This window comes from Streptomyces sp. NPDC104309 (assembly GCF_055584025.1).
The window spans coordinates 1-24,167 of sequence record NZ_JBVJMV010000032.1; the positions used below are offsets into that span (position 1 = coordinate 1).

Sequence of the window (24,167 nt, forward strand, 5' to 3'; positions counted from 1 at the left end):
GGAGCACTCCGCACGGCCGGAGTGAAGAACACCGCGGCCGGCCTCCACCACAACGCCCGCGACCCACTCCGCCCCCTGGCACTCCTCGGCCTCGGTTGATCACGAACCGGACGTCACACGACTACGCCGAAGCCCTGCCCCCGCAGGTGGTCCGGCAATCACACAGTTGCTGACGCTTCATCATGACTGAACACGGTGCCTATGAACAGGACGAACGTTGGTTCCCTGTCCCCCGTGCGGCCGTGGGCTGCGGAGCGGCGGCTGGGAGCCCCTCCCGTGCTGAGCATGCCGGGGTGGAACAGGTAGTCCGATCCGTGCCGGATCGCGGTACGTGCTCCGAAGAGGCGGCTCACTTGTGGTTCGCTACGCCTTCCGCGACGGGGTGAACAAGGTTTCACGGAGCTCGGCTCTCCGCCCCGGGTGTCTGCGGACAAGAGAGTCGGCCATGTACTTTCCCCGGAGAAAGTACATGGCGTGATGGCAGTAGTTGCCCGGCCGAGACGCCGACGGAGATGCCTGGAGCGCATGATGGAACAGCACACCACCACCGACGGATCACACGACGCCACGCTGTCGGCGGACGCCGCGACGAGTGCACTGCGGGACATCGGCGCCGCCCAGGCCCGCGCACGGCTCCAGGCCCGGATCGCGCCTCCCTGGTACGGGCCGGCCAGTGGTGCCGTCCTCGCGATCTACCTCGTTGTGGCACAGAGGCTCATGGAGGCGGACAGGTTCCTCGTTCAGCAATGGGTCGTGTGGCCGCCGGCAGGGCTGGTCGTCTTTGCGCTCAGGCGGGCCTCGAAGCGGAGCAGGGGCGTGATCCAGTCCAGGTCCGCACAGTCCAGGGCGGAGCGCAGGAAACGGATCCTCACGATCCTGGCCCCACCATCCCGCTGCCGGCCTGGTGGTGGGAGCGTGCTGGGCGGCCGGTGGCGGAGCCCACGTCACCGTCGTCGCCATGGCGGTCACGCTGTGGCTCGGCCACTGGGCCGGCTTTGCCCGCCACAACACCGTGATCAGGCACCGACTGCAGGAACTGGTGTGAACGCCGGCCCGTCCCAGCCGCAAGGGCCCGCCCTCGACGAGACGCTGCACACCCCTTTCCGGTTGGCCGTCGCCGCGTTTCTCTCCGCCTGCGCCGAAGCCGAGTTCGCGATGGTTCGTGACCACTGCCAGGTGTCCGACTCGGTCCTGAGCAAGGCCGCATCGGCCCTGGAGGCCGTCGGATACGTCGAGATCCGTAAGGGCTATGTCGGTAAGCGGCCGCGGACCTGGCTCTCCCTCATTCCCCCCGCAGGGCAACTCTCACTGGCCCGGCACGTCACCGCGCTGCAGAACATCGTCTCCGCGGCCCAGGACGCAGGCGCAGGCGCCCGGCCGGCCGGGCTGACGGGTGCCGTCCGCTGATCACGAAGCTCACACCCGTCCCTCGCCCTCCTCGCGGCCACCGGTCCGTAGCCGGACGGGACCCAGCAATCCGCTGACGCGCTGCCCCGGGAAGACGAAGTGGGTCGGGCTCGCCGCGTCCAGGTGGGGTGCCAGCGTCCCGAACACGGTGATGTCGAGGGTGTTGGCCCCGGGTCCGACCAGACCCGTCAGATCGAAGACGTACGGGGAACACACCCGCACCCCGGCCTCCGCGTCACCGACCCGCACCTCCGCCGTCCCCCGGACCCGGCCGAGATCCAGCGACACGGGTCCCTCCGCGGCCCCGGGGGGCACGTTGACCGATCGGCGGTACCGCACACCGCCGCTGTACTCGGCCAGGCCGCGCGTCTCCCAGTCGCCGAGGCGAATCCTCCCGGGGCCGACCTCGCAGCTCACCGGGCCGGCCAGGGCGGCGCCTCCCTCGCGACCGGGGCGCGTCCGGACGCGCAGGGCCGCGGTTCGAGGGCCGGAGGGGGCACCGACCGAGAGGTCGGCCCTGAGGGTCCGCACGCCCCGGGCGTCGGGGGCGGTGATGGCGGCGTCGCACGCGGAGCCGTCCACGAAGACCGTCGCCTCGCCGTACACGCGGACTGTCAGCCCGGTGGCTCCGGGCGGCAGTTCCCACCACAGCCACTCCACCGCTTCGCGGTGCCCCGGTACGGCGAACCGGACCGGCACCACCGTGCCGTCGTCCGCTGCCGGGTCCAGCCACGCGGCGCCCGGCAGCGGATGAGGGCGGCGGCGCAGATGCAGAGCGGCCGGGTCACCCACCGGCTCGCGACGCACCGCGACCGGTACACGTCCCCGCTCGCTCTCGGTCCACCACCGGGCGTCGCTGTGCAGGGTCGCGACCCGGTCGCCGTTCCCGTCGTCGAAGGCCGCGTCCACCTGGACCGCGCGGTCGCCGCCGCCCGACGGATCGACCGTGATGTCGTTGTCACCGACGCGCAGGGCCGCCGCCACGTCATGGCGTCGCACGCGGGGCACCGCGTGTTCGGCGTACGGATCGAACCCGCCCTGTCTGCCCACGACATGTCCGTTGACGCGCAGTACGCAGGGCACCCGCGCGGCGACCTGGACGACGGCCCGGACGGGGAGGGCCGTCAGACGCAGTGCCGTGCCCATCGCTGCGGCAGCGTGAATCCACTCCGGGCGCCGGTAGCGCTCCGGATCGCGTACGAGCGCCACATGTGCCCGCAGATCAAGGTCCTGATCGGGTGTCAGTTCGAGTTCGAGCAGGTGGCGGCCCGACTCCACCCGCAGCGGGCCCATCGCGAGGTGGCCCCTGTCGTCCAGGACTACGGGCGCACCGTCGATCCGGGCCCGCTTCGCCGCCGCGGCACCGACCGCGAGATGTCCGTCGAAGTCCTCGTCGAGGAACAACACCGTGCACAGCAGCGCCACCCGTCCGGCGGCCGTGGGGCCGATGTGCGCGAACTCCTCCGGCACATGCCCCTTGGGCCCCAGAACGGCACGGTGGACGGGGTCCTTGCGCACTCCCAGGGTGTCGGACCATGCGAGGGGCGACGCACCGTCTGGTCCGGCACCGTCGCGGAGCAGCAGCGCGTGCGGGCCGAAGGTCGCGTGGACCGTGTCCCTGGCCTGTTCATCGGCTCGGTCCGGCCTGGCCCAGCCGTCCCGTACGCCGTCCTCCCCGGCCGCTTCCACGCGGTGCCGGAAGGTCCGGCACTCGGTGACGGCCGGGCCGTCGGGCGGGCCGGTGGCGGGTCGGGCGAAGTCGCCCCAGGTGTTGTCGAGGGTCGGCACGAGTGTCATGTCCCAGTCCGCTTCCAAAGGGATCTCGACGGTGGTGACGGCCGCTGCGACGCCGGGCGGCGCGGGTGTCTCGGTCGGGGCCGTCTCCTGGGTACGGTCCGGAAACACCAGCAACGCCGCGGGTCCCCGGTCGAAGGGCACGTCGACTTCGGCGTATCCGGCGTCGTCGTCGACGGGACGCGCCGGCAACGTCCGGGGAGCGCCGCCGAAGGGATCGACCAGGAGGGCCGGGCCCACCGCGTCCGGCATCCGCACCCGCACCCGTGCACGGCGCGCGTAACGGTCGGGGTCGAAGTCGTACCGGGCATCCAGCCAGCCCAGTGCGGCGCCGCGCTCGTCGGGCGCCGCGACGGCCGCCCGGGTGGCCCGCGGGGATCCCGCGGTCAGGAACACCACCGTGGCGCCCTCCACACGACGCGCGAGTGCGGGGACCGGGGCCCGGACCACCGGGTGCGGTCCCGTGAGCGCGGCGGTGAGCGAACCGGCCGGAGCGTCCGTCCCGGCGACGAAGAGGGCCCTGCCGTCCGCGAAGCACGCGCGCAGCTCGGCCGGCACCGTGTCCGGGCCGGGGCCGACGACGTGTTCGGGGAGGGCGCCGACCGCGATCAGCTTTCCACCGGCGCGGACGAATTCGACGAGTCGCCGTGCCGTCTCCTGTTCCAGGACCGTGCACGCGGGCAGCACGACCGTGGTGTACGCCTCGTCCGCGACCCTCAGCCGCACGTCGCCGTCACATGTCGCGACCCGGGCGCGTGCCAGGGACGCGTCGTCGATGACATCGGCGTCGAGGCCGAGCCGGTCCATGAGGCCCGGACGAGTGCGGAACCAGGCCATGTCGCCGACGAGTTCCAGATACGTCGACTGGGCCCGCGACGCCGCTTCCGTGATTCCGTCCGGCGCGGTACCGGCCTGGGCCGTGGTGGTCGGCAGCAGGATCGCGGTGTCGCACAGATGGCGGCCGAGGCTCAGGATCGCGCACAGCCGGGTCACGGCATCGGCGAAGACACGATGGTGGCGCCAGTACGGCTGACGCCAGTCGGTCGCGGGCGGTGCCCACTCCCACCAGCCGCCCTTGGTCGTGTAGTAGACGGCATGCGGGTTGTAGAGGGTCGCTCCGGCGCGCAGCCACGGCAGCAGCCAGTCGAACGTCTCCTCCAGCGTGCCGCCCCAGCCGGTGGAGTGGAAGGCCTCGATCCAGGTGCGGGGGCGGCCGTGGAGATGAGCGAGCGAGGAGTGGATGCGGGCGTCCCCGTGGTGGTCGGAGCCGGGGGCCGAGAACCAGCGGTGGGTGCGGGCGTAGTCGGCGTACAACTCCACGCCGGCGACGGGGTGTCCGGCACGGGCCGGGTCCTGCTGGTCGCAGCCGACGAGCAGGTCGTGCCGGTCGTGCCAGGCAGCCAGCGGCCGGAAGAACGCCTCCTCGGCCAGTTCGGCGCGGGTCACCTGGTAGTCGCGCCGGATCCGGTGGGCGTCCGGATCCGTGCTGTCGTCGTACAGGGCGTCGAGCCGTGCGGTGATGTCGTAACCGCGCAGACGCAGAAAGGCATCGGTGAAGCCGGGGGACCAGGTGGGCAGGGACGGCAGCTCGTCCTGGAACGAGCCGACGACGACGGTACCGAGCCGGTCGCCCAGCCGGCGCTCGAACTCCCCGTGCACCCGGTCCAGCAGCGCCGCACACGCCCGGGTGCCGAGGTAGTCGAAGCCGAGCGGCACATGATGATGGAGCGTCAGACGCCAGCGCCCGGCCCCCGGCGCCCGCACCACCCCGTCGTCCACCGCGACCGGGACCGCCGGGCCGACGGTCCGGCCGGCGGCGTCGACCGGTTCGGCACGGCCCGCCAGCGGGCGTCCGTCCGGGGGACACCGCAACTCTCCGGTCCGCATCGCCGCGGAGTCGACGACGGCACACAGCCGGTCGAGTCGGCGGCCCGCGTGGGCGGGCTCTTCGTCGACCAGCCGCGCCTGGAGGTCGGCGCCGGAGAAGCCGAGCTGGTCGTAGAACCACAGGCTGACGCCGAGTTCGCCGGCGTCGTCGCACACGCCGTCGAGCAGATCCCACCACGCGTCGGACAGGAAAGGCGGGTCGTCTGCGTCGGAGCCGAACAGAGGGCCCGACGGCGCCAGATTGAGGAGCACGAGGTTGTGCACCCCGCCCTCCGCGAACCGTTCCAGCTGGGCCCGCAGCCGTGCGCGGTCGAGCCGTTCCCCGCTCCACCACCAGATGGCGGTGGGCGAGAAGGCGCGCGGGGGTGCCGCGAGGATCGCCGCGATGGTCGGGGGGAGTGCCGGGTGCGCCGGGTGTGTCATGAGATGTCCTCAGCCTTTGAGGCCGCCCGCGAAGCCCTTGATCACATAACGCTGGAGAAGCACGAACACCACCAGGATCGGCAGCGCCGCCAGCACCAGTCCGGCGAAGACGAGTCCGTGGTCGGAGACGTACTGACCGACGAACGCGAACACACCGACGGGCACGGTCTCCTTGCCGGAGCCGCCCAGGTACAGCAGTGGGGTGAAGAAGTCGTTCCAGACGAACACGGCGTTCAGGATGATCACGGTGCCGGTGATCGGGCGCAGCAGGGGAAAGACGATCCGGGTGAACGCCTGCCGGTGATTGCAGCCGTCGATGAGCGCGGCCTGGGCGTAGTCCTGCGGCAGGGCGCGGATGAATCCGGTGTAGAGGAAGACGGTGAAGGGAAGTTGGATGCCCGTGTAGAAGAACACCATGCCCTGGTAGGTGCCCAGCCAGCCCAGGTCGTCGACGAGTTCGTAGAGCGGGATCATGCCTAGCTGAAAGGGCAGCACGATGCCCAGCAGGAAGAGGATGTACACCCCGTAGCCGAGGCCGCGGGCACGGCGCGCGAGGCAGTAGGCCCCCGTGGAACCCAGGACGACGAGGAGCAGCAGGCTCACGACGGTGATGATCGTGCTGTTGAGCAGAGCGGGCCCCAATGACGCGGAGGACCAGGCATGGCCGAAGTTGGCGAGGGTGGGCGGGGAGGGGAGCGAGAGGGGGGAGTCCGAGATCTGCCGGGGGTCCTTCATCGCCAGGGTGATCAGGGCGTACACCGGGAACAGGAACACCACGGCGACCGCGATCATGACCAGTTCGAGGACGTATCGCCCGTACCGCGGTCGGCGACCCCTGCGCTCGGCTTTCCGACCCACGGGTCCTCGGGGCGGTGCGGTGCTCACGCGGTGACCTCCCTCGCGCGCAGATGGTGGAGCTGGACCAGGGAGACCGCGGCGACGAACAGCGCGAGGACGAGGGCGACGGCGGTGCTGTAGCCGAACTTCCCGTACACGAACGCTTCCTTGTACAGCACGGTCGACAGCGTCTCGCTGGAGGTGCCGGGTCCGCCGTTGGTGGCGGCGTAGACCTGGTCGAAGAGCTTCAGACCGCCGATGGTCGACAGCAGGAGGTTGATTGTCAGAGCAGGGGCCAGCAGCGGCCAGGTGACATAACGGAAGCGCTGCCAGGAACCGGCGCCGTCGATTCTCGCGGCCTCGTGGAGCTCGGCGGGGACGCCCTGGAGACCAGCGAGGAAGACCACCATCGAGTAGCCGGCGTACTGCCACACGACCATCGCCGCGACGGACCACAGGGCGAGCGAGGGATCGCCGAGCCAGTCCTGGCGCAGACCGCCGAGTCCGATCGCACCGAGCACGCCGTTGAGACCCGCGCCGTTCTCGGGGTTGTAGACGTACTTCCACAGGATCGCGACCATGACGGGGCTGACGACGGCGGGCGCGAAGAAGATCAGCCGCAGCACGGCCCTGGACCTGATGTTGGTGTGGACACCGAGCGCGAGCAGCAGTCCGACGCCGTTCTGGACGACGACCACGGCGATGGTGAGCAGCAGGGTGTTGCTGACGGACTCCAGGGCCCGGCTGTCGTCCAGCAGGGTGCGGAAGTTGTCCAGCCCGGTGAAGGAGAAGCCGCCGATGCCGGACCAGTCGGTGAAGGCGTACATCACGCCGGCAAGGCTGGGGTACAGGACGACGACGCCGTACACGACGAGTGCCGGAACCATGAAGATCCACGGCGGAGTGGTGTGATCGCGGTGCCGGACGCGGCCGACGGAAGGGGCGGCTGCCTTGCCGGCCGTGCCGGGGGCGGACCTCTCGGAGGTCCTCGTCACGACTTCTTCCCGTAGGCCTCGTCCATCTGTCCCAGCGCGCCGTCGACATCCGTCCTGCCGGCGAGCAGATTCTGTACGGCGGCGAAATGGGCCGGCTGCACCTCGGCGTTGGGCCAGCTCTGGTCCATGAACGGGACGGCCCGGTTGTCGTCGATGACGGGCAGGAAGCCGTCGAGGACGGGGTCGATCCTGGTGGACGCGTCATGCTTGAACGGGATCGCGGCCACCGACTGCGCCCAGCGGTCGACGTTCTTCTGCTTCCCCAGGAATTCGATGAAGGCCTTCGCCCCGGCCGCCTTCTTGGACCGCGCGGAGACACCGAGACCGACGACGATGCCGGCCGGGATCCACAGACGAGCCGCGTCGTCACCGCCGGGGAACGGGAACATGCCGAGATCGTCCGGTGTCCCGGTGGCCTGCCGGAAGTTGGCGAGGACGGCGGAGACCTGGACGGCCATGGCCGCCTTGCCGCTCGCTACCATGGAGGTCTGCTGCTCGTACGTCGTCCCGTTGGGGTTGTCGTTGAAGAAGCCCCGGCGCTGCAACTCCTTGTACTTGCTCATTGCGTCGGCCCACCCGGAGCCGCGGAAATGCGCTTTGCCCGCGGCCATCTCGGCGTCGAAGCCGGGATTCTTCGCGTAGACCGCATTGGGGACCAGCGCGTAGGTGATCAGCTGGGTGACCCACGGAGTCTGTGCGCCGAGCGCGATCGGGATCACGCCCTTGGCCTTCAACCTGGCGCAGACGTCCAGGAGTTCGCCCCAGGTCCCGGGCGGCTGCACCCCCGCCTTGGCGAATGCCTTCTTGTTGTAGATGGCGCCGATGACGCTGCTGCCCGCCGCATACAGATACGTCCTGCCCTGGTACCGGTACGCCGGGTGGAAGTTCGCCGGGACCTCCTTGGTCCACGGCTGGTCGCTGAGGTCGGCGAGGAGCCCGGCCTTGGCCAGCTCGACCATGGACATGGCACTGCCGCTGCCCGGATAGAGCACATGCACATCGGGGGCGTTGCCCCCGGCGAGCTGGGTGCGCACCACCGTCTGTACCTGGTCGGTGGGTGCGAAGGAGGTGGAGAATCCGTCGCCGGGACGGGACTTGCGGTACAACCCGACGAGCTCCTCGATCGGCTTCTGCTGGTCGGCGACGCCGACGATGCGCAGCTTGCCGGAGGCTCCGCTCGAATCGGAGCAGGCCGTCAGCACGGGGGGAAGGGCGGCGAGCGCCACGACCCCGCCGCCGATCCGGAGGAATCCCCGGCGCCCGACCGAGCTCCGGTCCGGTTGGCTGTGAGAACCCGTCGTCATGGTGTGTCCTCCTCGTGCGAACGGCCGAACGATGGTTTCGCCGCCGGTCCTGTTGTGCGTGGGCTCGGGGTGGGCGACGGCCGAAGACGATCCGCGTGAGGTGTCCCGGCCTGGTCGTCAGCCGGCGGACAGACCGCGGTGAAGCGGTATTCGCCCGAGGACACGCGGTAGAGAACGTGGTCGGGGCGGGTCGCGATCAATGTGACGTGCGGGTCGTCGGCTCTCGGGACCGCCCCCGATTCGTGGACCGAGCGGGGGTCCGTGGTCGGCACGTGCACATCGGCGACGGCGCCGGGTGGCACCCGTACGCGCAGGAAGAGCCGGCCGCCGTTCCTCTCCCAGGCCACCTCGACGGCGCCGCGGACCGATGCGTGGCGGGCGCTCGCGTATCGCAGGGCGCCGGGGCGGGGCCGTATCAGCAGATGACGGTATCCGGTGGAGTCCGGTACCTGGTTGAGGCCGGCGACACCGCGGTAGAGCCATTCGCCGATCGAGCCGAGCGCGTAGTGGTTGAAGGAGTTCATCGACGGGGCGCGGAACCCCGCCTCGGGTGTCCACCCGTCCCAGCGTTCCCAGATCGTGGTGGCGCCGTGCCGCAGCGGGAACCGCCACGAGGGGACTTCGTCGCGGCGCAGGAGCGCATGGGCGAGATCGGCCCGGCCGTGCGCGTCAAGGACGGGCGCGGCGAGCGCGACCCCGAGAAAGCCGGTCAGCAGTGCGGGCCCGGCCGACTCGATGAGTTCGGAGAGTCGGCGCGCGGCGGCGCCGACCAGCTCCGCGGGCAGCAACTCGAAGCCCAGCGCGACGAGACAGCCGGTCTGGGTGTCCCCTGCGATACGCACGGCGGGAGGCCCGTCGGCGCCCTGGTCGACGGTGACGAAATGCTCGGTGAACGCGCGGCGGATGTCGTCGGCCAGCCGGTGGTAGCGCTCCCTGGCCTTGTTCCGCCCCAGGACATCGGCCGCCCGCGCCGTGAGGCGGGCACTGTGCGCGAAGTAGGCCGTGGCGACGACGTCGCGCGGAGTGGGGGTGCCGGGGGCGAGCCAGTCGGAGAAGTGCGGACCCACCCGCCTGCGCCAGACCAGATCCGGGTTGTGGCGGTGGATCAGATCGACCCAGGCGCACATGCCGGCCAGCGCCCGTTCGAGGAACCGCGGGTCGTCGTAGATGCGGTAGAGGTGCCACGGGATGATCACACCCGCGTCGCCCCAGCCGGGCGCTCCTTCGTCGGCGACCCCCACGAGGCGCGGGGCGACATTGGTGAAGCCGCCGTCGGGTGTGCGGGCGTCATCGACATCGCGCAGCCACTTCGTGAAGAACGCGGCGACGTCGGCGTTGAGCGCGGCCGTGGGCAGGAACACCTGCGCGTCGGCCAGCCAGCCGAGCCGCTCGTCGCGTTGCGGACAGTCCGTGGGCACACTGACGAAGTTCGAGCGCTGCCCCCACGCCGCACAGTCGTGGAGCCGTCGGAGCTCGGTGTCCGAGCAGTCGAACTCCCCCGCCCACGGGGTGTCGCTGTGCAGTGCCACGGCGACGACATCGGACTCGGTCAGCGCGGGAACCCCACTGATCTCGACATAGCGGAAGCCGTGATACGTGAAGCGCGGTTCGAACACGATGTCGCGGCGTCCGTCCCCGACGAGCACATCGGTCGCGGCGGCGGTGCGCAGATTGGCCGTGTACAGACTGTGCGAGGCGTCCAGCACCTCGGCGTGCCGGATCACCACCCGGGCCCCGGCGGCGAGTTCATCGATCCGCAGCCGCACCCGTCCGGCGAGGTTCTGACCGAAGTCGACGACATGGGTGTCCGGTGACGTACGGGTGACCGAGCACGGGCGCAACTCGGCCATCGCCCGCACGGGTTCGTCCACGGACGCCACGAGCAACCGGTGATCGGCGTCCGTGACCAGGGCCGGGGACCAGCCGGAGTCGTCGAAGCCGGGCAGCTCCCAGCCGTCGGCCGCGTGCCGCAGGTCATGGCACTCGCCCATCAGCAGATCCGCGTGACGGATGACCCCCGTGCCGGTGCGCCAGCTGTCGTCGGTGACGATCGCGGTAGCGCGGCCGTCCGGACCGGTGAGGTGGAGCTCGGCCAGGAGCTGCGGCTTCGAACCGTAGTGGGCCCCGGCCCGGCGCGGTTCGAAGCCCACGAATCCGCTCCACCAGCCGTCGGCGAGGGTCGCGGCGAGAACGTTCTCCCCCTCACGCAGCAACTCGCCCACGTCATACGTCTGGTACTGGACGCGCTGACGGTAGTCGGTCCAGCCGGGCGCGAGTTCGGCGTCACCGACCCGGACCCCGTTGAGCCGGATCTCGTACAGGCCGCGCGCACTGACATGGAGCCGGGCGTGCGTGCCCGGCGAGCCGGTGAAGGCGCGCCGCAGAACGGGGCACGGGGAGAGCCCGTGGTCGTCGAGGGCGAACTCGCCCTCGGTGGGGGCGTCCATGACGTCGACCGGACGCGGGTCGTGAGTGATCCACGACGCCCGCCATGCCCCCGCGTCGGTGCAGGCCGTCTCGAACCAGGACGTCGCCTCGGCGGGCGCGGAGGTTCCGCCCGGCCAGACGGAGACCCGCCAGTGATAGCGCGTGCGGCCCCGGAGCGCGGGTCCGGCGTACTGGACGGCGATCGCGCCGGGATCGGTCACCCGTCCCGTGTCCCAGAGGAGTTGACCGCCCTCGTCCAGTTCCTCGGGGCGTTCGGCGACACGGACCCGATGGGCCACGGGGTCGTCCCCGCGGCGCTCGGAGGCCAGCCGCCAGGAGAGCCGGGGCGCGGGTTCGTCGATCCCGAGCGGGGTGGTCCGGTGCTCGCACCGCAGGCCGAACGGCCGCAGCGCCCGGTCTCCGGCGGGGCCGGGGGCGGACACGTCCGCTGCGGAGGAACCGGACACGAGCACGTCCTTCCGTCGCACCGATTTTCCTCATGTGAAATCTAACGTTAATTCTGTGGCGTGGAGACTATGAGCCCCCCTGAGGGGTGTCAAGGGTGTTGCCGATCCCTCCCTCGGCCGCTTCGGACAAGGGGCGATGTATCCCCAACTAACCAGCTGTGAAAGGCATTGTGACCACCCGCGTGTGGTCTTGTGGCGCGTGATTCCCTGTGATATCCAGCCTGTGATTACCACAAGTGCGGACGTGAAATCGCGCGTCGATCCCACCTCGTGCCGGACGGGATCCCGCCCGGCGAAGGGACGAGTCTCATGTCGATGAACAGTGGGGCAGGCGGCGCCGGAGGGTTCGGAAGACGGGCGATGCTCGGTGGAACGGTCGGGATGGCACTCGCCGCGGCCGGCCTGTCGGCAGGCAGCGCCTGGGGCGACGCGGCGTTCCACGAGGACCCGTTCACCCTGGGAGTCGCCTCCGGCGATCCCTGGCCCGACGGATTCGTGCTGTGGACCCGCCTCGCGCCCCAGCCCCTGGCCCCCGACGGCGCCGGAGGCATGCCGCCGTACTCCGTCGACGTCCAGTGGGAGGTCGCCCGCGACGAACGCTTCCGGTCCGTGGTACGCCGGGGCCGCACCCGCGCGGTGCCCGAGCTCGCCCACTCCGTCCACGTCGAGGTCTCCGGACTCCAGCCGGGCCGGCACTACTACTACCGCTTCCGCGCCGGCGGCGTGCACAGCCCCGTCGGCCGCACTCGCACCGCACCCCCGCCGCACAGCCGTCCCAAGGAGCTCGACTTCGCCTTCGTCTCCTGCCAGGCGTGGTTCGAAGGCTTCTACACGGCCTACCGGCACCTCGCCGAGGAGGACGTCGACCTGGTCCTGCACCTGGGCGACTACATCTACGAGAACGCCATCGACGCCATGGGCGGTGTACGCAACGTCCCCGTCGCCGCCGAGCTGCGCCTCGAACCGATGGACCTCGTCCAGTACCGCAACCGTCACGCCCTGCACCGCTTCGACCCCGACCTCATCGCCGCCCACCGGGTCCACCCGTTCGCCGTCGTCTGGGACGACCACGAGGTCGAGGACAACTGGGCACGCGACAAGTCCAAGGCCGACAACGAACCCGACCAGGACCCGGCGGTCTTCCGGCAACGCGCCGCGGCGGCCTTCCAGGCGTACTACGAACACCTGCCGCTGCGACTGCCGAACAAACCGAACGGCTTCGAGGCCCGGATGTACCGCCGTCTGCGCTACGGCCGCATGGCCACGTTCCACATCCTCGACACGAGGCTGTTCCGCGACGACCAGCCCTGCGGCGACGGAACGAAGAGCGGCTGCGACGAACGGCTCGAACCCGGCCGCACCATCCTCGGCCCCGAGCAGGAGCGGTGGCTCTACAACGGCCTCGGACGTTCCGACACCACATGGAACATGATCTCCCAGCAGATTCCGGTGGCCCAGGTCGATACCGACCCCGGCCCCGGCCAGGCCTTCGTGATGGACTTCTGGGACGGCTACGTGGACGCGCGCCGACGGCTGTTCAAGGAGATCACCGACCGCGGCGTGAGCAATCCCGTCGTACTCACCGGTGACATGCACCGCCACCTCGCCGCCGATCTCAAACAGGACTTCGACGACCCCGGATCGCCCACGCTCGGCGTCGAGTTCGTCGGCTCCTCCATCTCCACCACGAAGGACGGGATGGACCTGGACCCCTCCGGCGCCAGGCTGCTCGCGGCCAATGAGCACATCAAGTTCACCAACTTCCAGCGCGGCTACGTGCGCTGCTCGCTGACCCGGGAGCGCTGCCGTGCCGACTTCCGGGTGCTTCCGTACGTCACCACCCCCGGAGCCCCCGTCTCGACCCGTACCTCGCTCGTGACCGAGGCGGGCCGGCCCGGGATCCAGCCCGCCTGAGGCACACCGGTCGCCCCCTGCCGGGGGAGCGGCAGAGGGCGGACCGTGCCGGGCCCGTCCCCGGCCCGGCACCCGGGCTCCGTCGCCGTCCGTCCGGACGGCGACGGAGGATCCGGTCAGGGGGCGGTGCCCCAGGTGAGGGTGCCGGCCGTGTAGACGGCGACCTTCGAGGCGTCGGCGTAGCTGGTGTTGGTGCCGTGGCTGTAGTCGTCGGTCTCGTCGAAGTTCGACCAGTCGCTCTTGTTGAGCCGCAGCTGGATCTCCCCGGTCGAGGCGCCCGCGGCCAGACTGCCGCTGCTGAAGCCGACCTCCAGGTAATGGCTGGCCCCCGGGGCCGCGCTGCCCGAGGAGGACACGCCGTGGGTCACATTGCCGCAGCCGAGTACCGCGTAGTCGCACGCGGTGCCGAAGGTGCTCGCACCGGCCTCGGGCGTGAACCAGTACCGCACCTTCACCGTCGACAGATCCACCGCGTTCGTTCCGGTGTTGACCAGCTGCAGACCCATCCGGATCTGGTTGTCGGTGGCTGAGGAGTCGTTGTTCTTGTACTGGACCTTGAGCGTGCCGCCGCCGGTGCCGCCGCCCTGGTCGGTCGTGGCCGAGACCGCCGCGGAGGCCGCCGAGACATTACCGGCCGCGTCCCGGGCCCTGACCGTGTAGCTGTACGCGGTCGAGGCCGTCAGACCCGTGTCCGTGTAGGAGGTCGACGCGGAGGAGCCCACCCGGACTCCCGCGCGGTACACGTCGTACGCGGTCACACCGACGTTGTCGGTCGACGCCGTCCAGGACAGCGAGACACTGCCACTCGTCCTGCCCGTCACCTTCAGCCCCGTGGGCGCGGTCGGCGCCTGGGTGTCGCCACCGCCGCCGCCGTTCAGCGGCGGGTAGGCGTTGCGCACCAGCTCCTGGAACTGCGTGGAGAACCAGTGCCCCGCGAGCGGGGAGTTCGGCAGGGCACCGGACAGGTTGTTGCCGTTGCGGCCGTTGCCGGTGTACGTGGGGTCGCACATCCGGTCGAAGCCCTTGCCCTCGTCGTTGTCGATGGGCCGGCTGTTGCCGTCCGACTCGCCAGGCGGCTTCGCCCAGACGTAGGCGTCGATACCGGGTTCGGGGGCGCTGGTCGGCCGCTCGCCGACGCCGGCGCCGCTCTGGTTGCACCAGTTGCCCGCGTGGATGCGCCGGTCGACGCGGCCTCCGTTGACATAGTCGTCCACGCTGGTCAGCGGACCCGCACCGGTGGGCCGGGCGGAACCGCCCCAGCCGTTGCGGGCGGTGTCGATCAGCATGCCGATGTCGGAGGCGAATCCCTGGCTCACCAGCTCCGTGCGCAGCGCCTGCGCGAAGGAGAGCTCATCGGTGTAGTAGTTCCAGTCCACCCATGTGGACTGGCGCACCGTGGTGCCGTTCACCGTGTCGGTGACCTTGAAGTATGGCTCCTTCAGGGCCGAGTAGTTGGCCGTGTTCACGATGAAGCCCTGGACATCGGCGACCGTGGCGCCCTCCGATGTCGCGGCCTTCTTGAACTCCTGGGCCGCCGGGACGAAATTGGAGTCCCAGCCCAGCCAGCCGTGGTGGGCGGCGTCGATGTAGTTGTAGACGTTCGGAATGGCGCCGAGGGTGTGCAGGGCGTAGCCGACGCCCTTCTCGTAGTTGCCGTTCGCCTTCATCGTCGCGCACGCGTCGGTCGACCCGGCCGTGCCGCCCGCGTTGGTGACCAGGTTGGGCAGCGAGTCCGGCTCGATGACGGTGACGATGCGCAGACTCGCGTAGGCCGGGTCGGCGAGGATGGCGGCGATGGGGTCGATGTACTCGGTCTTGTACCGGCCGAGCTCGGTGGGGCCGAGCTCACCGTTGGACGCCAGCGCGGCGCAGTCCCGCCCCGGCAGGTCGTAGATGACCACCTGGAAGAGGTTCGCGCCCTGGTCCAGGGCCGTGTCGAGGTGCTCGCGCAGGCTCATCGCGTCGCCCGCGCCCTCGATGGCCGCGATGCGGTCCATCCAGACGAAGGAGGGCTTATCGGCGATCACACTGCCGCCCGGTTCGGCCGCCGCTTTGGCGGACCAGTCGGGGTTCACGTACGCGGTGGCGCCCACGTACGGGTTGTCGACGCGGGCTGCGGCCGACGCCGGCGAGGGTATGGCCACCGCCAGCGCCGCGCCCATCGCCAGGGCGGAGAGCGCGGCCAGTTTTCGGCGTACTCCGTGCAGGGTGGTGCCTCTGTTTCTCATTGCGGCTCCGTGCTCCTCTCGTACGCCCGCGGAGGTGCCCCGCAGACGGGTTCGTGGGGGTGTTGTCCGGGGTGGCGGTCCTGTGAGGGCGTGATGCCCGCCGCCAGGTCCACGGCGACGTGGACGGTGAGCCCCGGTGCGCCGGCCCGGGGCCGGCCGCTCATGGCTCGACGCCCCGGGGGAGGGCGCCACCGAGGTACGCCACGACCTTCGATGCGTCGGCGTCGGCGGTGTTGGTGAAGTGGCTGTAGTCGTCGGTCTCGTAAGCCGGACCAGTCGGTCTTGTTCAGGCGCAGCTGGAACTCGCCCGTCGAGGCACCCCGCTGTCGCGCCGCGGGCCGCGGGAGCGGCCGGCGCGGCGACGGCGGCGCCAGGGGACAGGCCCATGGCGAGCAGACCACCTCCCAGGGCGCTGCTGAACGTTCTACGGGATATCGGCACAAATCCTCCAGTGGCGGGTGTCGTGGGGGGAGGGGTGGGGCGGAGGAGGGTGCGGCGCGGTGATGCGGAGCGGAGTCGGGCGGCGAGCGGGGCCCGATGCCGCGGAAGGTTTCACCGTCGAGGTGTGCGACGGCCGTTGCGTGCAAGTCTTGATTGTGGGAGCGCTCCCAAGGTGACGTGGTGATGCGAACCTGTCAAGAGTTGCATCGCAACTGCTTCACGGGTTCGTCGACGTGAAGACCCGGCGCGGGACCGGCCCCAGGCGCACAACCGCAGGTGGGGAAGGTACACCGGGGCCCGGTCGCCGCGTTGCGCCCGGCGCGCGTCACCGGACGACGAGTGAACCCTTCATATACGGGTGAATGGTGCAGATGTACGGGTACGTGCCGGCCTTGGCCGGGGCGGTGAAGGTGACCGTCCTCCCCGGCGCGACATCGCCGGTGTCGAACGCGGCGCTGCCGGTGGCGGTCACGGTGTGGGTCGCGGCGTCCTCGTTGACCACGGTGATCAGCGTCCCCGGGGCGACCGTCAGCCGGGCCGGCTCGAAGGCGAAGTCCTTGATCGTGATCAGCACCTTGCCGACCGGGGACGCCGAGCCGGACGGAACGGCCGAGGGGGCGGCGGACGGTGCGGCACTGGCGGGCGACGAGCTGCCGCCACCACTGTTCGAACACCCGGTGAGGGCGGTCGCGCAGAGGATCGCGGCGGCCACGGCGACACGGGCCCGGCCGGGCGTGAGTGGAGTGTGCACGGTGTCAGTACCCGCCGCCGGTGGGCCGGGCGGAGCCGGGCTTGGAGGAACCGGACTCGGCCCCGCCCGTGATCCTGTTGCCGGACGGGTCGAGCACGTACCACTTTGCGCCGGAGTCGTTGACCCCCTGGCCCTTGGTGTCACCGGCCACTCTGTCATCCGCGAAGTAGTACAAAGGATGCCCGTTGTACGTGACTTGCCTGCTGCCGTCGTCACGTTTCGTCGTTCCCAGCAGACCCGCCTTCAGGCCCTTGCCGGCGACCGGCTCGCCGCTGACGATCAGGGGCGGCCACTCCTTGGCGCAGCCGCCCGAGCAGTTCGACCGGGACGTGGTGTCGGCCGCCCACAGGTAGAGGGTCCGGCCCTTTCCGTCGACCAGGATGGTCCCGAGCGGGGTGGACGCGGTGGCCACGGTTCCCGAGGCGGAGACCGATTTCGACGGGGAGGCGGAGGGGCTTCCCGTTGCCGCCGGGGTGCTCGCGGCGGCGGTTTCCGACGCCGACGGCTTCGTACCGCTGCTGTTCGAACAACCGCCGACGACGGCGGCGAACAGGCCCATCACGATCACGGCGACGGCCGGCCTGACATGGTTCCCCAACACAAGAGCTCCTCGGATCCGGCCGCCGTTCCGGCGGCATCTCGGCCGAACGTTAGGGGCCGCGCGGCAGGAGAAACGGCAGGCGCTCGGGGGGACCCGCCGGTCGAATCCGTCCGGGTGCAGCTCTCCTTCCCGGCGGTACTCCAGCCGGACCCGCCGACGGCCCCGGACCGTGGGACCGGCGGCGCGGCTCCTTGCCCGGCGTGGACTTCCGGGATCACCTTGCGGGGTTCCCGAAGGCGGGTTCTTTGGGGCGGCTGACACGCAACCGGCCCGAGTCCGGACCACCCGGACCCCCGAGCCGGGACGTCCCGGACCCCCCGAGCCACAGGAGTTCTCCGATGCGCCTGCGCGCGAGCCTCGCCGCCGCTGCCCTGCTCACCCTCACCACCGCGGTGCCCGCCACGGCTGCCAGGTCCGAGGAACCCGTGCCGGACCGCGGCCTCTTCCTCACGGTCTCGGGCGGCGAGAACACCTGGATCCGTGGTGTCCCGCTGGCCTGCCCGCCCGCCCCGGACGCGCGCCATCCGCAGGCGGCAACCGCCTGCGCGGCGCTCGTAGCGGCGGCCGGTGACCTGGACCGTCTGCCCGGCGACCCGCACCTGTGCACCAAGGAGTACGACCCGGTGACGGTCACGGCCACCGGCACATGGGACGGGCGTCCGGTCACCTGGCGGAAGACGTTCCCCAATGCCTGTGAGGCGGACACGCTCACCGGGCCGGTCTTCCGCTTCTGACTCCGGTCGTCCCGAGCCGGGTGGGAGCCCCGGCTCAGGAATCGCGCGTCGCGGCCATTCCGACGGTGATCAGACCGAGCATCACCCAGCCGAACCAGAGCCAGCCGCTGCTGCCCAGCGCCACCGTGTAACAGGTGACCGCGATCAGGGCCACCACGGTGATCATTCCCATGGTCTTCGTGGATCCGGACATGCCCGCACCCTCCTCATCGGCCACGCGGCCGTGGAGGCCATCGTCACCCAGGAGGCATGCCCGCCGCTACTGCCCGCGCGCCTGCAGCGAGGCGAGATAGGCGTTGTACGCCTGCAGCTCCTGGTCCCCGTCCCGGTCGGCAGCCCGGTCGGAGCGCTTGGCCACGCGCTGCTCGGAGCGGTACCACTGGAAGACCAGCGCGATCAGTACCAGCACCGACGGGATCTCGCTGAAGGCCCAGGCGATGCCGCCCGCCCAGTTCTGATCGCTCAGCGCGTCCACGCCGAGCGAGGCCGGCGGATGCTTGTACGTCTCCACCATCGGGGTCGACGCCATCATCAGCGCGATGCCGAAGAAGGCGTGGAACGGCATCCCGGCGAACAGCTCCAGCATCCGCATGACATAGCCGGGCCGGTGCGGCCCCGGGTCGACGCCCATGATCGGCCAGAAGAACACCAGGCCGACCGCGAGGAAGTGCACCATCATCGCGATGTGCCCGGTCTTCGAACCCATCAGGAAGTCGAAGAGCGGGGTGAAGTACAGCGCGTACAGGCTGGCGATGAACATCGGGATCGTGAAGACCGGATGCGTGATGATCTTCATGTAGCGGCTGTGCAGCAGCATGAGCAGTAGCTCGCGCGGGCCGGTCCGGCCACGCCCCGCGACCGGGAGCGCGCGCAGCGCCAGCGTCACCGGAGCGCCCAGCAGCAGCAGGATCGGTGACAGCATGCTGATCACCATGTGCTGCACCATGTGCACGCTGAACATGACCATGCCGTAGTCATTGAGCTTGGTGCACATCACCAGGGCGATGCTCAGCACCCCGACGACGAAGAAGACGGTCCGGCCGACCGGCCAGCTGTCCCCGCGCCCGCGCAGTCGCAGCACGGCGTAGCCGTACAGGCCGATGGCGAGGACGCAGCCGATGAGGAAGAACGGGTCCGCGGAGAACTGGAGCCCACGTCCCAGCGTGAACGGCGGCAGATCCATGTTCATGCCGTGCCCGCTGTGATCCATCTGTTCACTCCCGCTGGGGACATCCCCGTTTCGTGCCGGTTGTCCCGACCAGACTAGAACCGCCCCCGGCCGCAGCTGCGACCGGGGGCGGTTCGTCGGACAGGGGTGTCGCTCAGAGCACGCACTCCGCCTCGGCGTACCGCTCGGCCGGAACGGTCTTCAGGGTCTCCACGGCCTCGCCCAGCGGCACCATCACGATGTCCGTCCCGCGCAGCGCCGTCATCATGCCGAACTCGCCGCGGTGCGCGGCCTCCACCGCGTGCCAGCCGAAGCGGGTGGCGAGCACGCGGTCGTACGCGGTCGGGGTGCCGCCGCGCTGCACATGGCCGAGAATCACCGGGCGGGCCTCCTTGCCGAGGCGCTGCTCCAGTTCGGTGGAGAGCTGCGTCGCCACGCCGGCGAACCGCTCGTGGCCGTAGATGTCCTTGGTGCCCTGCTCGAACTGCATGGAGCCCTCGCGCGGCTTCGCGCCCTCGGCGACGACGACGATCGCGAACTTCTTGCCGGCCGAGAAGCGCCTGCCGACCACCTCGGTCAGTTCGTCGATGTCGAAGGGGCGTTCCGGTACGACGATGGCGTGCGCACCGGCGGCCATGCCGGAGTGCAGAGCGATCCAGCCGGTGTGGCGGCCCATGACCTCGACGATCAGCACCCGCTGGTGAGATTCGGCGGTCGTCTTGAGCCGGTCGAGTGCCTCGGTGGCGACACCGACAGCGGTGTCGAAGCCGAAGGTCACATCGGTGGAGGCGATGTCGTTGTCGATCGTCTTCGGTACCCCGACGATCGGCAGGCCCGCTTCGGAGAGCAGATTGGCCGCCTTCAGCGTGCCCTCGCCGCCGATCGGGATGATCACGTCGAGCCCGAGGTCGGCGACATGGCCCCTGGCCTGCTCGACGCCGCCCCGCAGATGGGCGGGCTGGACCCGGGAGGAGCCGAGGATCGTACCGCCGCGGGCGAGGATGCCGCCGACCGCGTCGAGGTCGAGCTTGCGGTAGTCGCAGTCGAGGAGCCCCTTCCACCCGTCGTGGAAGCCGATGACCTCGTCGCCGTGGTCGACCACCGCGCGATGCACGACGGAGCGGATGACGGCGTTGAGGCCGGGGCAGTCGCCGCCGGAGGTGAGCACACCAATTCGCATTGCCCGGGAAACCTTTGCAACGTGGGCCGACGACCGGACCACGTCGTCCGGTTGGTTCCCCGCCACCCTACCGGCGCAGGGTGGCGGGACCGAACCGGCCGTCCGCCTGCTGGACGCTGCTCAGCTGAGCGAAATACGCCTCATCAGGCGGGCTGGGTCGCCGAGGCGATGCGCTCGGCGCGCAGTGCCTCGTACCAGCGGTCGTCCGTCGGGGGCAGTGCGTTGACATCGAGCGCCAGCTTCAGCAGCAGGTCGGCGATCAGCGGGTTGCGCGCCATCACGGGCCCGTGCATGTACGTGCCGAAGACGGTGTCGTTGTACGCGCCCTCGGTACCGTCGCCGGTGCCGTTGCCCCGGCCGAACTGCACCCGGGCGAACGGCCGTGCCGTCGGGCCGAGATGGGTGATGCCCTGGTGGTTCTCGAAACCGGTCAGCGGCGGCAGGCCGAGGTTCGGGTCGATGTCGGCCAGTACGTCACCGACGCACCGGGCCCCGTCGCCGCGGGTGGAGACCACGTCGAGCAGCCCGAGACCGGGCTCGCGCTCACCGAGGTCGTTGATGAACTCATGGCCGAGGATCTGGTACCCGGCACAGACCGAGAAGATGATCGCGCCGTTGGACGCGGCCCGGCTGAGCCCGCCGTCACGGCGCAGCCGCTCCGCGGCGAGGCGCTGCGGCCGGTCCTCACCGCCGCCGATCAGATAGATGTCGCCGGACGTCGGTACCGGCTGGTCGCTGCGGACGTCGACGCGCTGCACGTCGAGACCGCGCTGCCGGGCCCGGCGCTCCACCACGAGCGCGTTGCCCTGGTCGCCATAGGTGCTGAGCAGGTCGGGGTAGACCCAGACCAGACGCAGACCGTTGTTGCTCATGCTTCGTCCTCTCCGGAGGTGGCCGGGGCCGGGTTCAGTTGCCGACACGACGGCGCAGATCCTGGAAGGCGGTGTAGTTGGCGATGACCTCGATACGGCCGGGCGGCGCCTGCTGAACGGCCTCGTCGAGGTTCTCGCAGACCCGGAAGTCGAGACCGGCCACCTCAAGACGGACCGCGAGATCCAGCTTGCGGTCACCGAGCACGAAGATCGGGTGGCCGGCCAGCTGGGTGTAGTCCACGTCCCACAGCCAGGACGTGTCCGTTCCGTCGGCGCCACGGGCGTTGACGGAGAGGATCACCGGGGTGGGCGGCGGGTCGATCAGGGAGAACGTTTCCAGCCAGCCCGCCGGGTTCTTCGCCAGCAGCAGCCGCAGCTCACGGCCGAGGAATCCGACCACGTCGTAGCGGCCCGCGACGGCCTGCACCTGATACATGCGCTCCAGCGCCACCTGCGGCGGCACGCCGAAGACGGCGGCCACAGCGGCGGAGCTGGTGGCGTTGGCCTTGTTGGCGCGGCCGGGCAGCTGGAGATGGATCGGCCACGCCGAGCCGTGCGGGTCCAGCACGTAGTCGCCGTGCAGCACCCAGCTGGGGGCGGGGCGGCGGAATCCGCACTCGCCGCAGAACCAGTCGTCGCCGGGGCGCTGCATCACCCCGCCGCAGGACGGGCAGGACCAGGCGTCGTCCTTCCACGCCTGGCCGGCCGCAACCCACACCACATTGGGGGAGGAGGACGCCGCCCAGACGATCAGCGGATCGTCGGCGTTCGCGACGATCACGGCCTTCGAGCCGGACAGCCCCTCACGCCATTTCTCCGCGAGCATCCGGGTCTCCGCGGCGCGGTCCAGCTGGTCGCGGGAGAGATTGAGCAGTGCGATCACCTTGGGCGTCGTGTCGCGTGCGACCCCGGCGAGATACTTCTCGTCGACCTCTATGACGCCGTACTTCGCGTCCGAGCCGCCCGCCAGTGCCGAGGTGATGCCCGCCGGCATGTTCGCGCCGAGGGCGTTCGACACGACCGGGCCCGCGGCCCGCAGCGCCTCGGCGATCAGCCGCGTCGTCGTCGTCTTGCCGTTCGTCGCCGACACGAGGATCACGTCCAGGTGCTGCGCCAGCCGCCCCAGCAGGTCGGGGTCGAGCTTGAGTGCCACCCGGCCGCCGATCACCGATCCGCTGCCGCGCCCCGCGGCTCGTGACACCGCCGCCGCGGCCTTACCCGCCGTCACGGCCAGCTTGGCCCGTGGCGACAACGGCTCCGTGTTGCCTGCCATCGTCCTAGATCCTCCTTGCATCGGTCCACGCCCAGCCTATCGATGTCCGGCGCGGCAACCGCACGGCGGCACCGCCGGGAAGGTGGAGGTCGCGTGGAACGTACGATTGCCGCCATGCGAAACCGCCCGATCCCCGGCAGTTCCGGACTGATTCGTGCCATGAGTCTGCTCGGTGATCCGGTGCTGCACGGTGCCTGCGAACCCGTCACGGACTTCGGTCCCTCGCTCGCCCGCCTCGTCGAGGACATGTACGCCACCATGTACGCGGCCCAGGGGGTCGGGCTCGCGGCGAATCAGGTCGGCGTTCCGCTGCGGGTGTTCGTCTACGACTGTCCGGACGACGACGACGTCCGGCACCTCGGACATCTCGTCAACCCGAAGCTGGTCGAGGCGGACGGCATCACCGTGCGCGGCCCGGAGGGCTGTCTGTCGCTGCCCGGCATCGAGGCCGGTACCCCGCGCTTCGACCGCGCCGTCGTCGAGGGCGTGAACGTGGCGGGCGAGCCGGTGCGGGTCACCGGAACCGGGTTCTTCGCCCGATGCCTGCAGCACGAGTGCGACCACCTCGAAGGCACGGTCTACACGGACCGGCTGACCGGGCTGCGCCGGGCGAGAGCTCTGCGCACGGCCCGCCGGGCGCCCTGGGCTCCCGGCCGCTGACCGCACGCCGTCTCAGAACCCGGGACCGCCGGGCCGGTCGCCCGCGGCGGCCAGCCTGCCCCACAGCAGATCCGCCAGGCTGCGCACCAACTGCTCGCGTGAACAGGGGCGTTCACCCAGCCACCAGTCACCCGCGGCATGCATCATGCCGACGATGCCATGGCCCCAGATACGGGCCATCGCCTCGCTGTCGGGGCCCAGGTCCACCCGCTCGGCGATCACCATGGCGAGCTCCTCGCCGAGCCGCCGCAGCAGCGGCGCGGAGTGCCGGCCGACATCGAAGCCCTGCTCGGTCGAGGGGGCCGAGTCGTCGGACGGGTGCATGAGGAAGCGGTAGACCTGGGGTCGGGCCTCGATCGCCGCGAGATAGGTGTCGAGCGTGGACTCCACGCGTCTGCGGCGCTCGGCGGGTGCGTCGAGCGCGGCCCGCAGGGCGATCAGGAGGGCGTCGGTGTGGCGCTTGGCCAGAGCGCGGTAGAGGCCGCCCTTGTCGCCGAAGTGCCGGTAGAGGATGGGCTTGGTGATTCCGGCCTCCGCCGCGATGGCGTTCATCGAGGCCCCCGGGCCGTCCCTGAGCACCACGCGGTCGGCGGCCTCCAGCAGCTCGCGGCGGCGGCTCTCGGCCGCTGTCCGCTGCCGCTCGGCCTGTCGTGTGGTCTCCATGTCGCCCTCTCCCCGCCCCTGGCCGTGCAATTGCGTCCTGCCTGCGCAACGTAACACCCTGCCCTGCGGTGTGCGGATCGTTACCTGGGCGGTTGACATGGGCTACTTGTCGGTAACAGACTGCGGTTACCGCAAGTAACG

Annotated in this window: 20 protein-coding genes; 5 read left to right on the forward strand and 15 right to left on the reverse strand. The window is 70.6% G+C overall.

Features of this window, described 5'->3' with window-relative positions:
* Window positions 1–740: 740 nt before the first annotated feature.
* The gene (locus ACZ68L_RS33370; protein ID WP_469584626.1) at window positions 741–872 is read right to left on the reverse strand and encodes a hypothetical protein; all 132 of its coding nucleotides are present in this window, start codon (window positions 870–872) and stop codon (window positions 741–743) included.
* Window positions 873–904: 32 nt separating this feature from the next.
* On the opposite strand from ACZ68L_RS33370, the gene ACZ68L_RS33375 reads away from it, so the two are divergent.
* Complete coding sequence (locus ACZ68L_RS33375) at window positions 905–1,045, forward strand: hypothetical protein (RefSeq protein ID WP_469584632.1); 141 nt, start codon at window positions 905–907, stop codon at window positions 1,043–1,045.
* A complete protein-coding gene (locus tag ACZ68L_RS33380; RefSeq protein WP_469584634.1) occupies window positions 1,042–1,407 on the forward strand; it encodes a transcriptional regulator in 366 nt (121 codons plus the stop codon). Before ACZ68L_RS33375 ends, ACZ68L_RS33380 begins: the two co-directional genes overlap by 4 nt.
* A gap of 9 nt (window positions 1,408–1,416) precedes the next feature.
* Here the strand turns inward: ACZ68L_RS33380 and ACZ68L_RS33385 are convergent, their stop codons facing one another.
* Genes ACZ68L_RS33385 through ACZ68L_RS33405 form a run of 5 tightly spaced genes read right to left on the reverse strand, consistent with a single transcriptional unit; the run spans window position 1,417 to window position 11,541 of the window.
* Window positions 1,417–5,511 carry a hypothetical protein gene (locus ACZ68L_RS33385; RefSeq protein WP_469584637.1) on the reverse strand — a complete coding sequence of 1,365 codons (4,095 nt, stop codon included), beginning with the start codon at window positions 5,509–5,511 and terminating at the stop codon, window positions 1,417–1,419.
* 9 nt (window positions 5,512–5,520) lie between these two features.
* Window positions 5,521–6,396, reverse strand: coding sequence for a carbohydrate ABC transporter permease (locus ACZ68L_RS33390; protein WP_469584640.1), 876 nt, complete (start codon window positions 6,394–6,396; stop codon window positions 5,521–5,523).
* Window positions 6,393–7,343: a carbohydrate ABC transporter permease gene (locus tag ACZ68L_RS33395; protein ID WP_469584643.1), complete on the reverse strand. Its 951-nt coding sequence runs from the start codon at window positions 7,341–7,343 to the stop codon at window positions 6,393–6,395. Before ACZ68L_RS33395 ends, ACZ68L_RS33390 begins: the two co-directional genes overlap by 4 nt.
* On the reverse strand, window positions 7,340–8,647 hold the full coding sequence (locus tag ACZ68L_RS33400) for an ABC transporter substrate-binding protein (protein WP_469584647.1): 1,308 nt from the start codon (window positions 8,645–8,647) through the stop codon (window positions 7,340–7,342). Before ACZ68L_RS33400 ends, ACZ68L_RS33395 begins: the two co-directional genes overlap by 4 nt.
* Window positions 8,644–11,541, reverse strand: coding sequence for an alpha-L-rhamnosidase (locus ACZ68L_RS33405; protein ID WP_469584652.1), 2,898 nt, complete (start codon window positions 11,539–11,541; stop codon window positions 8,644–8,646). The genes ACZ68L_RS33400 and ACZ68L_RS33405 overlap by 4 nt, the downstream gene beginning before the upstream one ends.
* Before the next feature lie 381 nt (window positions 11,542–11,922).
* Between ACZ68L_RS33405 and ACZ68L_RS33410 the strand changes: the two genes are divergently transcribed.
* Window positions 11,923–13,455 (forward strand): alkaline phosphatase D family protein, encoded by a 1,533-nt coding sequence (locus ACZ68L_RS33410; protein ID WP_469584654.1) that lies wholly within the window; start codon window positions 11,923–11,925, stop codon window positions 13,453–13,455.
* A 116-nt stretch (window positions 13,456–13,571) separates the two neighbouring features.
* Here the strand turns inward: ACZ68L_RS33410 and ACZ68L_RS33415 are convergent, their stop codons facing one another.
* The 3 genes from ACZ68L_RS33415 to ACZ68L_RS33425 all read right to left on the reverse strand — a co-directional run bounded on the left by ACZ68L_RS33415 (window position 13,572) and on the right by ACZ68L_RS33425 (window position 17,473).
* The gene (locus tag ACZ68L_RS33415) at window positions 13,572–15,683 is read right to left on the reverse strand and encodes a glycoside hydrolase family 6 protein (RefSeq protein ID WP_469584656.1); all 2,112 of its coding nucleotides are present in this window, start codon (window positions 15,681–15,683) and stop codon (window positions 13,572–13,574) included.
* A 766-nt stretch (window positions 15,684–16,449) separates the two neighbouring features.
* Window positions 16,450–16,875, reverse strand: a complete 426-nt coding sequence (locus ACZ68L_RS33420) for a cupredoxin domain-containing protein (protein WP_469584659.1) — start codon at window positions 16,873–16,875, stop codon at window positions 16,450–16,452.
* Between the two features lie 4 nt (window positions 16,876–16,879).
* Window positions 16,880–17,473 carry a COG4315 family predicted lipoprotein gene (locus ACZ68L_RS33425; RefSeq protein WP_469584661.1) on the reverse strand — a complete coding sequence of 198 codons (594 nt, stop codon included), beginning with the start codon at window positions 17,471–17,473 and terminating at the stop codon, window positions 16,880–16,882.
* Between the two features lie 341 nt (window positions 17,474–17,814).
* On the opposite strand from ACZ68L_RS33425, the gene ACZ68L_RS33430 reads away from it, so the two are divergent.
* A complete protein-coding gene (locus ACZ68L_RS33430; RefSeq protein WP_469584664.1) occupies window positions 17,815–18,210 on the forward strand; it encodes an SSI family serine proteinase inhibitor in 396 nt (131 codons plus the stop codon).
* A 34-nt stretch (window positions 18,211–18,244) separates the two neighbouring features.
* Here the strand turns inward: ACZ68L_RS33430 and ACZ68L_RS33435 are convergent, their stop codons facing one another.
* The 5 genes from ACZ68L_RS33435 to ACZ68L_RS33455 form a co-directional block, all read right to left on the reverse strand.
* Window positions 18,245–18,403 carry a hypothetical protein gene (locus ACZ68L_RS33435; protein WP_469584668.1) on the reverse strand — a complete coding sequence of 53 codons (159 nt, stop codon included), beginning with the start codon at window positions 18,401–18,403 and terminating at the stop codon, window positions 18,245–18,247.
* Between the two features lie 66 nt (window positions 18,404–18,469).
* Window positions 18,470–19,420, reverse strand: a complete 951-nt coding sequence (locus tag ACZ68L_RS33440) for a cytochrome c oxidase assembly protein (RefSeq protein ID WP_469584672.1) — start codon at window positions 19,418–19,420, stop codon at window positions 18,470–18,472.
* Between the two features lie 112 nt (window positions 19,421–19,532).
* Window positions 19,533–20,558 carry a 6-phosphofructokinase gene (locus ACZ68L_RS33445; protein ID WP_469584674.1) on the reverse strand — a complete coding sequence of 342 codons (1,026 nt, stop codon included), beginning with the start codon at window positions 20,556–20,558 and terminating at the stop codon, window positions 19,533–19,535.
* A 143-nt stretch (window positions 20,559–20,701) separates the two neighbouring features.
* The gene (locus ACZ68L_RS33450; RefSeq protein WP_361454741.1) at window positions 20,702–21,430 is read right to left on the reverse strand and encodes a type 1 glutamine amidotransferase; all 729 of its coding nucleotides are present in this window, start codon (window positions 21,428–21,430) and stop codon (window positions 20,702–20,704) included.
* A 34-nt stretch (window positions 21,431–21,464) separates the two neighbouring features.
* Window positions 21,465–22,703, reverse strand: coding sequence for a Mur ligase family protein (locus ACZ68L_RS33455; protein ID WP_351084807.1), 1,239 nt, complete (start codon window positions 22,701–22,703; stop codon window positions 21,465–21,467).
* A gap of 114 nt (window positions 22,704–22,817) precedes the next feature.
* On the opposite strand from ACZ68L_RS33455, the gene def reads away from it, so the two are divergent.
* Entirely contained in the window at window positions 22,818–23,363 is a 546-nt protein-coding gene (gene def / locus ACZ68L_RS33460; RefSeq protein ID WP_469584678.1) for a peptide deformylase, read from the forward strand.
* Window positions 23,364–23,375: 12 nt separating this feature from the next.
* Here the strand turns inward: def and ACZ68L_RS33465 are convergent, their stop codons facing one another.
* The gene (locus ACZ68L_RS33465; RefSeq protein ID WP_469584681.1) at window positions 23,376–24,026 is read right to left on the reverse strand and encodes a TetR/AcrR family transcriptional regulator; all 651 of its coding nucleotides are present in this window, start codon (window positions 24,024–24,026) and stop codon (window positions 23,376–23,378) included.
* Window positions 24,027–24,167: the final 141 nt, after the last annotated feature.